Source organism: Rhodopirellula bahusiensis, assembly GCF_002727185.1.
GTDB lineage: Bacteria > Planctomycetota > Planctomycetia > Pirellulales > Pirellulaceae > Rhodopirellula > Rhodopirellula bahusiensis.
The window spans coordinates 95,022-112,232 of record NZ_NIZW01000007.1 but is presented as its reverse complement, the minus strand read 5'-3'; the positions used below and the strand labels follow the sequence as shown (position 1 = coordinate 112,232).

Below are 17,211 nucleotides of genomic sequence, written 5' to 3'. Positions count from 1 at the left end.
TTCTCGACGATGCGTCTGAGTGAATGGATGTATCAAACGCCGACCCAATGAGTGGACAAGTTGCAACGGGAAATCACCGTCAAAGGCGCTCGCGAACACAACTTACGCGACGTCGATTTGACGCTGACGCGCGGAGAGTTGATTTGTTTCTCGGGCGTTTCGGGAAGTGGAAAAAGCTCGCTCGCGTTTGACACGCTGTACGCCGAAGGTCAGCGTCGATACGTCGAAAGTCTGAGCAATTCGGCTCGGCAGTTCATGGGCCAAATGCCCAAACCCGACGTCGATCTGGTGACCGGGCTGAGTCCTTCGATCTCGATCAGCCAAAAATCGACGGGCAACAACCCTCGTAGTACTGTCGGCACGATCACGGAGATCTACGATTTCCTGCGGGTGCTGTACGCTCGAGTCGGCACCGGCCACTGCCCAGCATGCGATGTCGAGATCGCCGCCCAGACGGCCGATGTCATCGTGGGTCGCCTGGTCCAGTTGGTGGCGGACGGCTGGCAAGACGACCACTCATCCGAAGAGTCTGAAACCGAAGCGGCGATCGAAGACGGAACGCTGTGGGTGATGGCTCCGTTGGTCCGTGGCCAGAAAGGTGAGTTCCGCGACCTGTTTGAAGACCTTCGCAAGCAAGGTTTCAACCGCGCTCGAGTCGATGGTGAAACGTTTCGACTGAGCGATCCACCGCCGCTGGATCGAACCCGTCGTCACGATGTGGAAGTCGTGATCGATCGCATTGTCGCGGACCAAATCGAACGCCCACGATTGGTCGAAGCGGTTGAGTTGGCATTGAAACTGGGCGAGTCATCTTTGATCGCTTCGGTGGGACCGCCCAACGGAGAAGACGTGCCGCCGATACGTCACGATCAACTGTTTTCGTCGAAGTATTCGTGCGGCAATTGTGGCCGAAGTTTTCGACCACCAACGCCGCAGTTGTTCAGCTTCAACAGCCCACAAGGCATGTGCGCCAGCTGCGATGGAATCGGCCGGCTGTACACGTTTGTACCTGAGTTGTTGATTCCTGATGAGTCGCTGTCGATTCGAAAAGGCGCGATCGCGTTGCTCGGGAAGTGGGGCGACCTGGGACGTTACCGACGCCATATTTATCGCGGCGTTGCGGATGCGATGGACGCGGAGCTGGAACTCGAACCCGGCACGATGCTGGAAACTCGTTGGGACAAATTGCCAGAGATTGCTCGCCACATTTGGTTGTGGGGTGCTGATGATTCGATGCAGTTCACCTGGCGAGGCGGACGCAAAGCGAAGAAGTACGTCGGCAGCTTTGAAGGCTTCATTCCCGAGTTGCTTGATCGCTATCGAACCAGTCGCAACAAGATGCAGTTGCGTCAGTTCGAGAAGTACATGAACACGATGAACTGCCCGGATTGCCATGGAAAGCGACTGAACGATCAGGCCTGCGCGGTTCGAATCTCGACGGGTGCGAAAGACTTCTCCGATTCAAAGAGCAAGTCGCTTCCTGAGTTGTGCGACCTTTCCATCGATTCGTTGATGGAGTTCTTCAGCGAGATCCCGCTGTCAAAAACGGATGCCCAGATCGCTGGCGAAGCCCTCAAAGAAATTCGCGGGCGGATTGGATTCTTGCTGGGCGTGGGGTTGGAGTACCTAACGCTTGGCCGAACGGCGCCGACGTTGTCCGGGGGCGAGTCACAACGGATTCGACTGGCCGGTCAAATCGGTTCGGGCTTGTCGGGTGTGCTGTATATCTTGGATGAGCCTTCGATCGGTTTGCACCCGCGTGACAACGATCGTTTGATCACAACGTTGACCCGTCTGCGAGACGCGGGCAACACGTTGATCGTGGTCGAGCACGATGAAGACACAATGCGAGCCGCTGACACGATCGTGGATTTCGGTCCTGGTCCCGGGGTTAAAGGCGGTCACATCGTGGCGGCCGGTTCGCTCGAGGACCTGCATCGATCGAAGCAAAGCGTCACAGGAGCCTTCTTGTCAGGTGCTCGCGCGATCACGCCGAGTGAAAAGTTACGCCCGGTTGATCCAAAGAAGCAACTCACCATTCGCGGGGCACGGTTTCATAACCTGAAGGACATTGATGTCTCCATCCCGCTGGGTGTGGTGACCTGTGTGACTGGAGTCTCCGGCAGCGGCAAGAGTTCGTTGATCGGCGGAATTGTTGAGCCCGCTCTTCGCAACGCTCTCAACGGTGCTGAGGCGGAAATTGGCGATCACGATGCCATCGAAGGTCTGGAACATCTCGACAAAACAATCGCGATTGATCAGTCGCCGATTGGCCGGACGCCTCGCAGTAATCCCGCGACGTATGTCAAAGTGTTCGATGAAATTCGCAATTTGTTTGCGAAGCTGCCCGAAGCGAAGGCTCGCGGTTATTCGGTTGGGCGATTCAGTTTCAATGTGGATGGTGGTCGCTGCGCCGGTTGTGATGGCAACGGCGCAACCAAGTTGGAAATGGACTTTTTGGCGGATATCTGGGTGACGTGCCCGGTTTGCCAAGGCCAACGTTACAACCGCGAAACATTGTCGGTTCAGTTCAAAGGCAAATCGATCGCGGATGTTCTGAATATGGACATCTCGGAGGCTTTGGATTTGTTCCAGAACATTCCGAAGATCGCTGAGAAGTTGCAGACTTTGGTCGATGTGGGGCTGGAGTATCTCAAGCTTGGCCAACCGTCACCGACTCTCTCCGGCGGCGAAGCCCAGCGAATCAAACTTTCGCGAGAATTGAGTCGACGGGACACGGGCCGGACGCTGTATGTGCTGGATGAACCGACGACTGGTTTGCACTTCGCTGACATCGATTTGCTGTTGGGAGTGATCAACCGTTTGGCCGATCGCGGCAATACAATCGTGATCGTCGAGCACAACTTGGACGTGATCAAAACTGCGGACTGGGTGATCGACATCGGTGTCGAAGGCGGTGCCGGTGGAGGCCGTGTGGTTGGCGAAGGTCGGCCTGCTGAAGTCGCGAAAGTGGATGACAGTTACACCGGTGCTGCGCTGGCGGAAGTGTTGGGAATCAAGCGGCGAAAAGCGAAGAAGCTCGGTCAAGCGATTCGTGACATCGTTGCTCCGCCGGCCAAGTCACGCACTCACGTGGTGGTCGAAGGTGCGTGCGAGCACAACCTCAAATCGGTCGACTTGGAAGTTCCCCGGGACGCGATGACGGTGTTCTGTGGTCCCAGCGGCAGCGGCAAAAGTTCGCTGGCAATGGATACGATTTATGCCGAAGGCCAGCGGCGATATGTCGAGTCGTTGTCCAGCTACGCTCGGCAATTCATCGGTCAGGTGCAAAAGCCAAAAGCGGAACGGATCGAAGGGCTTTCACCCGCGGTGGCACTCGAGCAAAAGAACCTTGGCCATTCGCCTCGAAGTACCGTTGGAACGGTCACCGAGGTGTATGACTACTTGCGGATTTTGTACAGCAAGCTTGGCACAATGCACTGCCCCGATTGTGCGGTGCCGGTCGGAACGCAGACTCCCGATCAGATCATCGACAAAGTGATGGCGTTGCCCGAAGGCACGCGAGCTTTGTTGCTGGCGCCGATCGAGGTTCAAGCCGGCGAAGCATCGCTCGCGACTTGGCAGAGCTACCGTGCGATGGGGTATTCCCGTGTACGCATTGATGGCGAGACGGTTGAGCTCGACGACGCGAAGGCTCTCGATCCGCGGCGAGTCCATTTGGTTCAAATCGTCGTCGACCGAATCAAAATCTCTGCGGAGGAACAGTCCCGGATCAGTGACAGCGTGGAGCAAGCGTTGTCATTGGGCGTCGGAGTGATGGATTTGGCAATTGCCGATTCGGAGCAACCCGAACGCGATTGGCATATGCTTCGACACAGTCAGCACCTAGTTTGTGAATCCTGCGGCCGGTCGTTCTCGCAGTTGACCCCGCACCACTTTTCGTTCAACTCCGGTATCGGATGGTGCCCAGGTTGTGAAGGTTTGGGGACCCAGACGGGAACCAATCCAGCGGCTTTGATGGGAACGCCTCAAACGACTTTGGCTGATGGGGCGGCTTTGCTTTGGCCGTCGGTTGACCACGCGGTCAGTCGTTGGATGTTGCGAGCCCTTTCGCGAACGACCGGCATCCCAATTCATCAGCCGATTGATCGGTTGACGGTGTCGCAACGTCGCATTTTGTTTCATGGTTTAGGGCCGCGTTGGGTCGAAGTCCGACACGGTGACACGACCGATGAGAAGTCGTCGGCAGAGACCGAGCGAGCAGATGAGGTTCGTGATCACTTTGGCGAAGGCAATGTGTTGTTCCGGTTCCAGTTCAAAGGGTTCTACCCGGCACTGGAGGAAGCGTCGCGTTTGACGCCTGGATTGCGGATGCGGTTGGAAGCCTTCGTGGCCGAGATTGACTGCTCGGTTTGCGACGGTTCGCGTTTGCGAGATGATTCGGCCGCGGTTCGATTCCGAAATTTCACGATCGGCGATCTGGTGCACATGCCGCTGGATCGATTGTCCGAAGAAGTCGATTCGTGGGATCTGGATCGTCGTGAATTGAAGATCGCTGGCGAGCTGATTCGCGAAGTTCAATCACGGGTTCGTTTCTTGCGGGACGTGGGGCTGGATTATCTGACCCTACACCGTGGTGCGCCAACTCTTTCAGGCGGCGAGGCTCAACGAATTCGTTTGGCATCGCAACTTGGCAGCGGATTGTGCGGCGTGTTGTACGTGCTGGACGAGCCAACGATTGGTTTGCACCCACGAGACAATCGCAGGCTGCTCGCGGCGCTGCATCGATTGCGCGACCAAGGCAACACGTTGTTGGTCGTTGAGCACGATCACGATGTGATTGCGGGCAGCGATTACCTGTGCGACTTCGGACCTCGTGCGGGTCGGCACGGTGGTCGCGTGGTGGCTCAGGGTAAACCCGATGCGGTTCAGCCAGCCAGTGAGTCGGTCACCGCGCCGTACTTGCTCGGTGAAAAACAAATTGAATTGCCTGCGGTTCGTCGTCCAGTGATGTCTGATTCGGGCAAGCCGATGGTGGAGTTTTTGTCCGTCAAAGGTGCTCGTGAGAACAACCTTCAGGATGTGGACGTCGACATTCCGTTAGGAGTGCTGACCGCGATCACTGGCCCCAGCGGCAGTGGCAAGAGTTCGTTGATCAACGATATTGTCTATCCCGTTTTGGCGAGGCGATTGCACCGGGCGAAAGTGAAGCCGGGGCAGCATGACGGCATTGATGGCCTGCGTTATGTCAACAAAGTCATTCAAGTTGACCAGTCACCGTTGGGGAATTCGCCAAGCAGCAACCCGGCGACTTACACCGGCGTGTTTGATTTAATTCGAGCCTTGTTTGCTGAGTTGCCTGCCGCTCGCGAACGCCGGTTCACGCCTCGAACATTCAGCTTCAACGTCTCGGGCGGACGTTGCGAGTCGTGCGAAGGCAGTGGTCAACGCAAGATTGAGATGCATTTTTTGCCCGACGTTTGGGTGCCTTGCGATGATTGTGGGGCTCGGCGTTACAACGAAGACGTGCTGGAAGTCAAACTGCATGGCCAATCCATCGCCGATGTGTTGGAGATGCCATGCGGCGAAGCGGTCGAGTTGTTTGCCTCGCATCCCCGGATCGCTCGCGTGATTCAAACGCTGTGTGATGTCGGGTTGGACTACGTCACCTTGGGCCAGTCGGCACCGACGTTGTCGGGCGGAGAAGCTCAGCGGGTCAAGTTGGCGGCGGAGTTGGCTCGTCCAGCGACCGGACACACGATTTACTTGTTGGACGAACCGACGACCGGGTTGCACTTTGGTGACATCGAAAAGTTGCTGGTCGTGATGCAACGATTGGTGGAGCTTGGCAATTCTGTGATCGTTATCGAGCACAACTTGGACGTCATCAAGTGTTGCGATTGGTTGGTCGACATTGGGCCGGGTGCCGGCGTGCACGGTGGGCAAGTTGTCTTCGCCGGAACACCGGAAGGCTTGGCGGCAAAGGCGGATCCGGCCCATCGCGAAGCGGATGAATGGGTTTCCACGACCGCACCGTTCTTGGCGGATGCCCTCTCGGGAGCACGAACGGCGGAACCACGCGAGGTCTTGGATTGGCAACCCGTCGTGAACGGGCGTGTGTCGAATGTTAAGACGAATCAATCGCCGAAGAAGACAATCGTCGCGGAACCGGAAACGGTTCTGCGGGTTGATTCGCCCGAGCCAATGTTGTTCGAGGAAGTTGAGGCGGAGTCCGATCCTGACAGCGATGCGGTCGCCGCGTTGATGCAACCTTGGCGAGCATTGGGGCGTCGTTGGCACACGTTGCCAAAGGGGTTCCCCGAGAACTCGCCGCCGCAATGGCCGCTTGAATTGGTGGAGGGTTTGCTTGATCTGTTGTCCAACGTCGCGGGCGCTGGTGCGGTCGAGTACCCTGCCCCGGACCGCGTATCGGTTCGGCTAGAATCGGGCGAAGAAGACTTTCTGTTGCCACACTGGGCGGAGGTCGAAACCAAGGTGAGCGACTGTGTTCGGTTGAAATTGAGTGGTCCACAATCCGCAATCGATCTGGAGCAGCTGCTGGCTTTGGACGTGCTTCAATCTCGTTCCGACACGGGCACGTTGGACCTCAGTGACGCCGAGCACGTGACCCTGACATTTCATTTGACCGACGTCGATCATGCACGCAGTCGAAAGCTGAAGACGTTCTTGAAAACGCACTTGGATCGGACCCGGTCCTCGACCTGACGTGTTGACGAGGCGACGGGTTTGAGCGACAAACCCGAGTCACGTACTTCTGAATCCCCCATCTTTCCACCTTGAATCGGTTCGTTCTTGCTCATGGCCAAATCGACCAGCAAAAGTTTGGTGATCGTCGAATCGCCCGCGAAAGCCCGGACGATCTCGAAGTTTTTGGGAAGTGGTTACCAGGTCGAAGCCAGTGTCGGGCACGTTCGCGATTTGCCTGGCGGGGCCAAGGATATCCCCAAAAAGTTCAAGAAAGAACCTTGGGCTTATTTGGGAGTGAACGTCGAAAAAGATTTCGAGCCGGTCTACATCGTGCCGGCTGACAAGAAGAAGCAAGTCGACAAATTGAAGGCCGCGCTCAAGGATGCAGATAGCCTGTATCTCGCGACGGATGAAGACCGCGAGGGAGAGGCGATCAGCTGGCACCTCTTCGAATTGCTGAAACCCAAGGTGCCTGTTCACCGCTTGGTTTTTCACGAAATCACCAAAGACGCGATCCAGCACGCGTTGGAAGACCCCCGGGAAATCGACGACGGTCTGGTTCGTGCTCAGGAAACACGCCGGATCTTGGACCGTCTTTACGGTTACGACGTTTCGCAGTTGCTGTGGAAAAAGGTTGGCCGGGGATTGTCCGCGGGACGTGTTCAAAGCGTCGCGGTACGTTTGATTGTCCAGCGTGAACGCGAACGCATCGCCTTTGTGGATGCCACCTATTGGGACTTGGAAGCGATCTTCACCACCGAGAACGGTGACTCGTTGCCAGCGATGTTGTCGACCGTCGAAGGCCGAAAGATTCCGAGCGGGAAAGACTTTGATTCCGACACCGGGAAATTGATGAACCCGCAGCTGTTGCAGATGGACGAGCAACAGGCCAACGATTTGAAGCAGAAACTCGAAAAGGAAGACTTTCGAGTCGCCAAGGTGGAAGTCAAACCGTTCACCGAACGACCCAAGGCTCCGTTCACAACCAGCACGTTGCAACAGGAAGCCAACCGGAAACTCGGCTTCACTGCTCGTCGCTGCATGCAGGCGGCCCAGCGGTTGTACGAAAACGGTTACATCACTTACATGCGTACTGACTCGACCACGTTGTCGAAGGAAGCCGTCAATGCGGCGCGTGATTTGGTGCGCAGTGAATATGGCGAGAAGTTCCTGCACGACACGGAGCGTGTTTACAAAGGCAAAGTCAAAAACGCCCAAGAGGCTCACGAAGCGATTCGGCCCGCGGGAACGCCGTTTCGTGTTCCTGCCGCTGTCCAAAACGAATTGGACCGCGATCAGTTTCGTTTGTTCGAGCTGATTTGGAAACGAACCGTCGCTTGCCAAATGGCCGACGCAAAGAAGCAACGGATCGCTGTCACGATCGAAGGTGGCGGGACAACGTTCACCGCCAGCGGCACGAGCATCCTGTTCGAAGGATTCTTGCGAGCCTATGTCGAAGGCAGCGATGATCCCGAAGCGGAACTGGCGGACAAAGAGCGATTGTTGCCAGCCGTCGATGAAAATGACGGATTGTCGGTCGCGAATTTGGATCCCAAGAGTCACACGACTCAGCCACCGTCGCGGTTCAGCGAAGCATCGCTGACTCGCACGTTGGAAGAAAAAGGGATCGGCCGTCCCAGTACGTACGCGTCGATCATCGATACGATCCAGCGTCGTGACTACGTCTACAAAAAAGGCAATGCGTTGGTCCCCAGTTGGACCGCGTTCAGCGTCATTCGATTGATGGAAACCCACTTTGAGCCACTGGTCGATTACGACTTCACGGCCCAAATGGAAGACTTCCTGGACACGATCAGTCGTCAAGAAGCCGAATCGCTGTCGTATCTCAAACGCTTCTACTTCGGCGATGAAGCCGAACCAACCGGCGACGAAAAAGCTGCGATTGGTCTGAAGCCTCGTCTGGAAAGCAAGATCGAAGAAATCGATCCACGCGTGACGGCGAAGTTCTCACTGGGGATTCCAACCGAAGGTGAAAACCGCGAAGAGGTCTTTGTTCGAGTCGGGAAGTATGGCCCGTTCTTGGAGCAAGGCGAACGCAAGGCTCCGATCTTGGACGGGATGGCTCCCGATGAGATGACGCTGGCTCGAGCGATGGAATTGTTTGAGGACGCTGCTCGGGAAGATGAACCGCTCGGCACGCACCCGGACACCGGCAAGCCGATCTACATCAAGGCTGGTCGCTTCGGGCCTTACGTCCAGATGGGCGAGAAGGACGACGAAGAAAAGAAGAACGCTTCCATTCTGAAGACCATCGCGGTCGAAGATGTTGACTTGGCGATGGCCTGCAAGTTGCTTTCGTTGCCACGCGATCTCGGTGAGCATCCGGAAATGAAAGAGCCTGTGATGGCTCATGACGGACGCTATGGACCCTACGTGAAGTGCGGCAAGGAAACTCGTTCGTTGCCGGCTGAGAAGTCGCCTTTGGATGTAACGTTCGACGAAGCGATTGAGTTGCTCAAACAACCCAAGACTCGTGGACGTGCGGCACCCAAAGAACCGATCAAGAAGTTCGAAAAGCCAAGTCCGGTCACGGAAAACGAGATCAAAATCTTGGAAGGTCGCTTTGGTCCCTACGCAACCGACGGCGAAACCAACGCATCGATCCCACGCGGCACGGACCCGAAAGAGATGACCTTCGAAGGCGTCTTGGACTTGTTGGCAGAGCGTGCCGCGAAGGGACCGACGAAGAAGAAGAAAAAGAAGAAGGCCGCGAAGAAAAAGACGGCCAAAAAAGCAGCCAAAAAGAAAACGGCGAAGAAGAAGGCCACCAAAAAGAAGACTGCCAAAGCGGCCACGAAGAAGAAGGGCATTATCAAGAAGTCGTCGTGATGTGACGCTCATTCGGCGTGTGTCGCCGAACGCACAGGTGTTTGAAGAAGTAATTCCAGGAAAATCGTTGCGGACCCTAAAGTCGTTGAAGTTGGTCAACTGAATAGTCGATCAATGCCAATGGAATGATCCGTTGTGATCTGATTTTCTATCGAAACGCCCGTTTCAGTTGTGTCAGAAACGGGCGGAGCCGGTTGCAATGATCGGTCACGAATGCTCCTCATCGAAGTGTGAAACATGGACGCCACACGTCAGCCAAACGCAACTCGCAAGAATCGCCCAGCCAAACGTGAATGGATGTTCTCGTTGGTTGTGGGTGGTTGCCTCACGTTGACTTCTTCCGGATGTGCGACTCGTTCGATGTCTTTGGCATCAATGAATCCATTCGCAAGCAAGAGCACGGCAACGGTCAGCGAACCAAACAAGGGCCCCAGTTTCATCGCGTCAGCGGGTGATTCGGTGGGCAAAGCTGCCGGCGGCGTCGGAACCGCAACGAAGGACGCGTGGGGAAAAACCACCGGAACAGTTGCGGGCTGGTTCGGGCGAGATTCCACGGAAGTCAACAGCGACCCACTTTCGTTGGAAAATGAACCAGGTCAGTTGGAACCGGATGTCTTGGTTGCCAACGGGCAATTGTGGGAATCGACGGGCAACTTGACCAAGGCCATGGAAAGCTATTCCAAGGCCCTGAGTGAGTCACCAAATCATTCATCCGCGTTGACCAGTGTGGCTCGTTTGCACTTCCGCGAAGGCAACCATTCCAAGGCGGCTGAGTTCTTTCAAAAAGCCATCGCACAAAGCCCGAACGATGCGGCGCTTTACAACGACCTTGGTTTGACTCTTGGCAAGTTGGGGCAGCACCCGATGGCCGTGCAGACATTGGCACGTGCGTTGGAATTGGCCCCGGGAACTTCGCGATACGCCAACAACTTGGCGAGCGTGCACTTCGAGTCAGGGCAAAGCGAGCAAGCCTACAAGGTCTTGGCGGCCAACAACAAACCCGCCGTCGCTCACTTCAACATGGCTTTCTTGCACTACAAGAAAGGCCAAAACGCCGACGCTCAGATTCACCTGCAGCAGGCTGTCACGCATGAAGCCGCTGCGGCGGGCGATCCGGCCACAAAACGTGCCATCGATCGTTCACGCGAAATGCTGGCTCAGTTGAACCCAGGAATGGGAGCTTCGCCGGCAGCTAACATTGCTTCGGCGGGAACGCCCGGCAAAGACATTGGTGCGGCCGCGGGGCCAGTGGCCACCGTTGCTTCGGCACCGGCTCACATCGCGAATCAAACTCCGCCAAGTTACGCCGCTCCACCGAGCTACGCGATTCCTGGTGCGATTCAGCCGAGCACGCAGCAGCCCGTGGTTCCTGGCAGCAACACCGCTGTCAGCTATCAGGATCCCAGCGTGACCAAACCGGCCGAATCGCCAAAGGCTGAGACTGCGAAACCGGAGGAGACCGCTCCTGCGACGGAGCCGAAGAAGTCGACTCCGCCGATGAATTTCAGTCTTCCTGAGTGAATCGGATTGTTTTCGCGAGTGAGGGAAACGGGCACTTGGTGCCCGTCACTCGCATCCGTCGGCACGGCTGATCGGCATTTTGACTCTGGAAGTCTGCCGGACGGTCGTTTTTGTGGTCTTTCGGTCGATCTGGGGCAATGTTCCGCTACCCAGCTTCGATCGCCCCTGGTATGACCTGCGGGCATGATTGACGCAGAATTCAAAACGGCATTGGAACAATTCGGACTCGAGCTCGATGAGCCTTTGGGCATGTCGCTGCAGCAGTACGCGCAGTCACTGTGGCGGTACAACGAGCAGATCAACCTGACCCGGCACACGACGTGGGATTTGTTTGTCACCCGCGATTTACGTGATTGCCTGCAATTGGCTCAGTTGATCCAGCCCGGCGAGGAAGTCCTCGACATGGGCAGCGGAAACGGCGTGCCCGGCATTCCTCTGGCGATGTTGCGGCCCGATATCGAGGTCGCTCTGGCAGAATCGGTTGGCAAGCGAGCCAAGGTGCTCGACGAATTGGTGACCGAATTGAATCTCCCCGTGCCGGTCTATGCAGCTCGGGGCGAAGATTTGCTGGAAGATTTCCGATTCACCACCATTGTCAGTCGCGCCGTTGGCAGCTTGCTGAAATTCTGCCGTTGGGTCGAACCTCACTGGAGTCAGTTTGATCGCCTGTTGCTGATCAAGGGCCCCAAATGGGTCGATGAACGGGGGGAAGCCCGTCACCACGGTGTGCTCAAAGGTCTCGAACTTCGCGTTGTCGCGACTTACCCTCTGGGAAGCGTCGCCCCCGAATTGGCGGATTCCCAGGACGACGATTCGCCGGAAGCAGCCGATGCCAGCCGCGGGGTGATCCTGGAGCTGACAAAGAAAAGTAAAGGCTGAGGTCGCGGGAACGAGTTCCGACTGGATCGATTCCGCACCCCGTTTATACTGCTGCGCTCGATGACGCGGCGAACCCGATTCGTATCACTCTTTTCCGAATATCTATGTCCGATTACAGCCTCACTCACCTGAAACAGCTCGAGGCCGAGAGCATCCATATTTTCCGAGAAGTGGTCTCGGAATTCCAAAAACCGGTGATGCTGTATTCGATCGGCAAAGACTCCGCGGTGCTGCTTCACTTGGCCCTGAAAGCATTTCACCCGGCCAAGCTGCCTTTCCCGCTTTTGCACGTCGACACGACGTACAAGTTCAAGGACATGATCGAGCACCGCGAAAAATATGTTCGCGGGACACTCGGTTTGGACGTCTTGGTTCACATCAACGAAGAAGGCTTGAAAGCCAACATTCCCCCGTGGGAAGACAGCGAGCGGCACACCGAGCTGATGAAGACGGACGCCCTGAAAGCGGCATTGGACAAGTATCAGTTCGACGCCGCGTTTGGTGGTGCTCGCCGTGACGAAGAGAAGAGCCGGGCGAAGGAACGCGTCTTCAGCTTCCGTGACAAGTCACACCGCTGGGACCCCAAGAACCAACGTCCTGAACTCTGGAATCTGTACAACGGTCGCGTCAACAAAGGCGAGTCGATTCGCGTCTTCCCGATGAGCAACTGGACCGAGTTGGATGTGTGGCAGTACATCCACATGGAGAATATCCCGATCGTGCCGCTGTATTTGTCAGAACCTCGCCAAGTCGTCAATCGCGATGGGTTGTTGTTGATGCGAGACGACGATCGCATGCCATTGTTGCCGGGTGAAAAAGAAGAGACCCGAATGGTGCGATTCCGAACGCTGGGTTGCTACCCGCTTTCCGGAGCCGTCGAAAGCGAAGCGACGACGTTGCCAGAAGTCATCCAAGAAATGTTGCTGACTCGCACCAGCGAACGCCAAGGTCGGATCATCGACCAAGACGAAGGCGGCGTCGGCATGCAAAAGAAAAAAGAACGCGGCTACTTCTAGGAAGGTTGAAAGGGACACAGAGGCACAGAACCACAGGTCTGCGCCGATGCCAATTGCTCCTGAATCACTCCGATTTGCTTTCCGATGCACCCGTCCATTTGCCAACCTGTGGCCCTGCGACACTGAGATACTGAGACACTTCCATGAGCCATCAATCTGATCTGATCGCCACTGACATCGATGCTTATTTGAAGCAGCATGAGCAAAAGCAATTGTTGCGTTTCATCACCTGCGGCAGCGTGGATGATGGCAAGAGCACGTTGATCGGCCGTCTGCTTTACGATTCCAAGTTGGTTTACGAAGACGAACTGGCCAAGGTCCAAAGTGACTCGGTTCGCCAAGGCAGCGTGGCCGGTGGGTTCGATCCGTCATTGTTCATGGACGGTTTGAAAGAAGAACGCGAGCAAGGCATCACGATCGATGTCGCGTACCGCTACTTCAGCACGGCGAAACGCAAGTTCATCATCGCCGACACTCCCGGTCACGAACAATACACTCGGAACATGGCCACCGGTGCCAGCACCGCGGACCTGGCGATCATCCTGATCGATGCCCGTCATGGCGTGCTGACCCAAACCCGTCGTCACTCGTTCATCGTTTCGTTGTTGGGCATTCGTCACGTGGTCGTGGCCGTCAACAAGATGGACATCGACGGTGTCGAATACAGCGAAGAACGCTTCAACGAGATCTGCGAAGACTATCGCAATTTCGCGACACGCTTGGATTTGCCGGATTTGCATTTCATCCCGATCAGTGCTCTCAACGGCGACAACTTGGTCGACCGCAGCGAGAACATGCCGTGGTACACCGGCAGCACGCTGATGAATTTCTTGGAAACCGTTTACATCGGTTCGGACCGCAACCTGCAAGATTTCCGATTACCGGTTCAGTATGTCAATCGTCCGAACCTGAACTTTCGCGGTTTCTGTGGAACGATCGCATCCGGAATCATTCGCAAAGGCGAAGAGATCACGGTTCTGCCGAGTCGTCAAAAGTCGAAGGTCAAAGAAATTGTCACCTACGACGGCAACTTAGACGAAGCCTACGCTCCGTTGGCCGTGACGGTGACGTTGGAAGACGAGATCGATGCCAGTCGCGGTGACATGATCGTCCGTAGCGGCAACCTGCCGCGAAGCGAATCCGACGTCGAAGCGATGTTGGTTTGGATGAACGAAGAAGCGATGGTTCCCGGCAAGACTTACCTCGTCAAACACACCACGCAGACGGTCCCCGGGAACGTCGAAACGTTGGCTTACAAAGTCGACGTGAACGACCTGCACCGCACCCCTGCCCCGACACTGGAACTGAACGAAATCGGGCGTGTTCGGTTGTCGTTGTCAGCACCGATTCACCATGACCCGTACCGTCGCAACCGAACGACGGGGGCGATCATCTTGGTCGACCGGATCACCAACGCGACCGTCGCCGCGGGCATGATTTTGGATCGCGGAACGACCGGAAGCCACAAATCGGTTTGGGACGATGAAGCGTCTTCGGATGACTCTTCGGACGCACTTTCAACCGTCACCGAGGAAGAACGTTCGGCTCGCTTCGGACAGAAACCTGCGACGGTCCTGATGACCGGATTGACGGGCAGTGGCAAAACATCCATCGCTCGTGCCGTGGAACGCAAATTGTTTGACGCCGGACGATCGGTCGCCGTCGTGGATGGCGAATTTGTGCGTCGTGGGCTCAGTCGTGATCTGGGCTTCAGCGCAGAGGACCGCAGCGAGAACCTGCGTCGTAGCGGCCACTTGGCTCACACGTTGAACGATGCCGGACTGATTTGCTTGGCGTCTTTGGTGGCACCGTCTGATGATGTGCGTCAAAAAGTCGGCAAGCTGATCGGTGAAGATCAGTTCTTGGTCGTGCACGTGGCGACTCCATTGGAAGTTTGCCGCGAACGTGACACCAAGGGACAGTACGCGAAAGCTGACGCGGGCGAGTTGTCCAACTTCCCTGGCGTGACTGCAAAGTACGACGTTCCGACCAATCCAGACTTGGCCGTCGATGCCTCCACCACTTCCATCGCAGAATGTGCGGATGCGGTGGTGGAACTTCTGAAATCAAAAGGGTTCATCAAATGAGATGGTGTGTTGTTCCGGCAAGCTTCCTTGCCGCGATCGCGTTGGTCCAACCTTCCTATTCACAAGAATCTTCCGTGAACAGCTCGCAGTCTCTCCTTTCGAATTCACCGCTTCTGAAACCTTGGCCGGGACCTCATGGTGGGGTGCCGCCATGGAACGAAGTCCGTGTCGATGAATTCGGTGCTGCCTTCGACGCTGCGATTGAGCAGGCCGAAAAGGAAATCGACCAGATCGCGAACCAGTCCGCGCCGCCCACGTTTGAGAACACCATTCTCGCAATGGAAACCGCTGGTGAAGCCTTGCACCGAATCGAGGTGCTGTTCGATGTGCATGCGGGGAATTTGAATCTCGGGCCAATCCCTGATTTGGAACGCAGCATCACGCCCAAGCTGGCTGCCTACTCCGATTCAGTGACCCAGAACGCGGAGTTGTTTGCTCGCATCGAAGCGATCCACGAGGACGTCTTTGAGAAGAAGACGGTCACGTTGCCCGACGATGCGAAGCGTTTACTGGATGAAACATTCAAGAACTTTGTGCGCCGCGGGGCTCGGTTGAGCCCGGAAGACAAATCCAAGCTGTCGCAGATCAACACTCGACTGGCTCGGTTGTTCACCGACTTCAACCAAAACGTTCTTGAAGAAGAGAAGGGGCACGTCACTTGGATTGACGACGAGTCGCGATTGTCAGGTGTGCCGCAGTCGAGTCGCGATGCGATGGCGGTCGCTGCGAAAGAAAAAGGCGGCAAGGCCAAATGGGCTGTGACTAACACTCGCTCGTCGATGGACCCGTTTTTGACCAATGCGGACGACCGTGAGCTCCGCGAACAGGTTTGGCGGAATTATTACTTCCGCGGTGACAACAACGATGCTCACGACAACAAAGCCATCATTCGCGAAATCTTGAATCTGCGTGCGGCCCGAGCCAAGTTGCTCGGCTATCCCACACACGCTCATTGGCGAATGGAATCCACGATGGCGGGCACGCCCGATCGTGCAATGGAATTGATGATGAAGGTGTGGCCTCACGCCGTGCAGCGTGTCGCGACGGAAGTGGCGGACATGCAAGCCATCGCCGACGCAGAAATGCAAGCGGCTGGTAAACCGAAAATCAAAATCGAACCGTGGGATTACCGCTACTACGCCGAAAAGGTCCGGGCTGAAAAATACGACTTGGACATGGCGGAAGTGCGTCCTTATCTGCAACTCGATCGCTTGGTCGAAGCCATGATGTGGTGTGCGGATGAACTGTTCGGATTCCAGTTTCAACCTGTCGGGAATCTGCCCATCTTCCATCCCGATGTCACCGTTTACGAAGTGGTGCAGAAGTCCGACGGAAGCCACGTGGGACTGTTTTATCTGGACCCATTCGCTCGCGAAGGCAAACGCAGCGGCGCGTGGATGATGGATTACCGAGGTCAATCGGGATGGGATCTTGATCCCGCCTCCGCGGACGTTCCTGTGCGGACTCCGATCGTTTCAAACAACAGCAACTTTGTTCCCGCTGCGGACGGCAAGCCGGTTTTGATTTCCTGGGACGACGCGACCACGTTGTTCCACGAGTTCGGCCACGCCCTGCACGGACTGTCCAGTCGCGTTCATTACCCGTCGCAGTCTGGCACCAACGTCGCTCGCGACTTTGTCGAGTTTCCCTCGCAGGTGCTGGAGCATTGGTTGTCGACGCCCGAAGTGTTGACTCGCTACGCGACGCACTACGAGACCGGCGAGCCAATGCCCAAGGAATTGCTCGACAAGATCGAAGCTTCGTCGAAGTTCAACAGCGGGTTTGAAACCGTCGAGTACTTGGCTTGTGCGATCCTGGACATGCAGCTGCATCAACTGCAGGCCGGAGACATTGACGTCAGTGAGTTTGAAAAGTCGGCGTTGGCGGAGATCGGCATGCCAGACGAATTGCCAATGCGTCACCGCTTGCCTCACTTCAGTCACCTGTTCAGCAGCGACGCTTACTCGGCCGGCTACTACAGCTACCTGTGGAGCGACGCGCTCACGGCAGACGCGGCGGAGATGTTCGTCGAGGCAGGAAGCTTCTTCGACGAGGAAACCGCTGCGAAGCTGTTCGATCACATTCTCAGTGTCGGCGACACAATCGATCCCGTCGAAACCTACCGCAATTTCCGCGGTCGTGACGTCGACACAGAAGCCCTGCTCCGCAAACGCGGTTTCGCGAATTGA

General features: G+C 56.3%; 6 protein-coding genes and 1 pseudogene. All 7 read left to right on the top strand.

The window, feature by feature from the left end; genetic code table 11:
• Window positions 1–51: 51 nt before the first annotated feature.
• The 7 genes and pseudogenes from uvrA (at window position 52) to CEE69_RS10105 (ending at window position 17,211) form a co-directional block, all read left to right on the top strand.
• Window positions 52–6,687 carry an excinuclease ABC subunit UvrA gene (gene uvrA, locus CEE69_RS10135; RefSeq protein ID WP_099260557.1) on the top strand — a complete coding sequence of 2,212 codons (6,636 nt, stop codon included), beginning with the start codon at window positions 52–54 and terminating at the stop codon, window positions 6,685–6,687.
• 93 nt (window positions 6,688–6,780) lie between these two features.
• A pseudogene (gene topA / locus CEE69_RS10130) lies at window positions 6,781–9,366 on the top strand (type I DNA topoisomerase); the annotation flags it as partial.
• 390 nt (window positions 9,367–9,756) lie between these two features.
• Window positions 9,757–11,040 (top strand): tetratricopeptide repeat protein, encoded by a 1,284-nt coding sequence (locus CEE69_RS10125; RefSeq protein ID WP_099260555.1) that lies wholly within the window; start codon window positions 9,757–9,759, stop codon window positions 11,038–11,040.
• Window positions 11,041–11,223: 183 nt separating this feature from the next.
• Entirely contained in the window at window positions 11,224–11,919 is a 696-nt protein-coding gene (gene rsmG, locus CEE69_RS10120; protein WP_099260554.1) for a 16S rRNA (guanine(527)-N(7))-methyltransferase RsmG, read from the top strand.
• Between the two features lie 104 nt (window positions 11,920–12,023).
• Window positions 12,024–12,935 (top strand): sulfate adenylyltransferase subunit CysD, encoded by a 912-nt coding sequence (gene cysD, locus CEE69_RS10115; RefSeq protein ID WP_099260553.1) that lies wholly within the window; start codon window positions 12,024–12,026, stop codon window positions 12,933–12,935.
• A gap of 143 nt (window positions 12,936–13,078) precedes the next feature.
• Window positions 13,079–15,022, top strand: coding sequence for a sulfate adenylyltransferase subunit CysN (cysN, locus tag CEE69_RS10110; protein WP_099260552.1), 1,944 nt, complete (start codon window positions 13,079–13,081; stop codon window positions 15,020–15,022).
• Window positions 15,019–17,211: a M3 family metallopeptidase gene (locus CEE69_RS10105; RefSeq protein WP_233215100.1), complete on the top strand. Its 2,193-nt coding sequence runs from the start codon at window positions 15,019–15,021 to the stop codon at window positions 17,209–17,211. The genes cysN and CEE69_RS10105 overlap by 4 nt, the downstream gene beginning before the upstream one ends.

Bases quoted from the DNA above. Each gene is read 5' to 3' on its own strand.
- CEE69_RS10125 (WP_099260555.1), top strand. From the start codon at position 9,757: ATGGACGCCACACGTCAGCCAAACGCAACTCGCAAGAATCGCCCAGCC.
- rsmG (WP_099260554.1), top strand. From the start codon at position 11,224: ATGATTGACGCAGAATTCAAAACGGCATTGGAACAATTCGGACTCGAG.
- cysD (WP_099260553.1), top strand. From the start codon at position 12,024: ATGTCCGATTACAGCCTCACTCACCTGAAACAGCTCGAGGCCGAGAGC.
- cysN (WP_099260552.1), top strand. From the start codon at position 13,079: ATGAGCCATCAATCTGATCTGATCGCCACTGACATCGATGCTTATTTG.
- CEE69_RS10105 (WP_233215100.1), top strand. From the start codon at position 15,019: ATGAGATGGTGTGTTGTTCCGGCAAGCTTCCTTGCCGCGATCGCGTTG.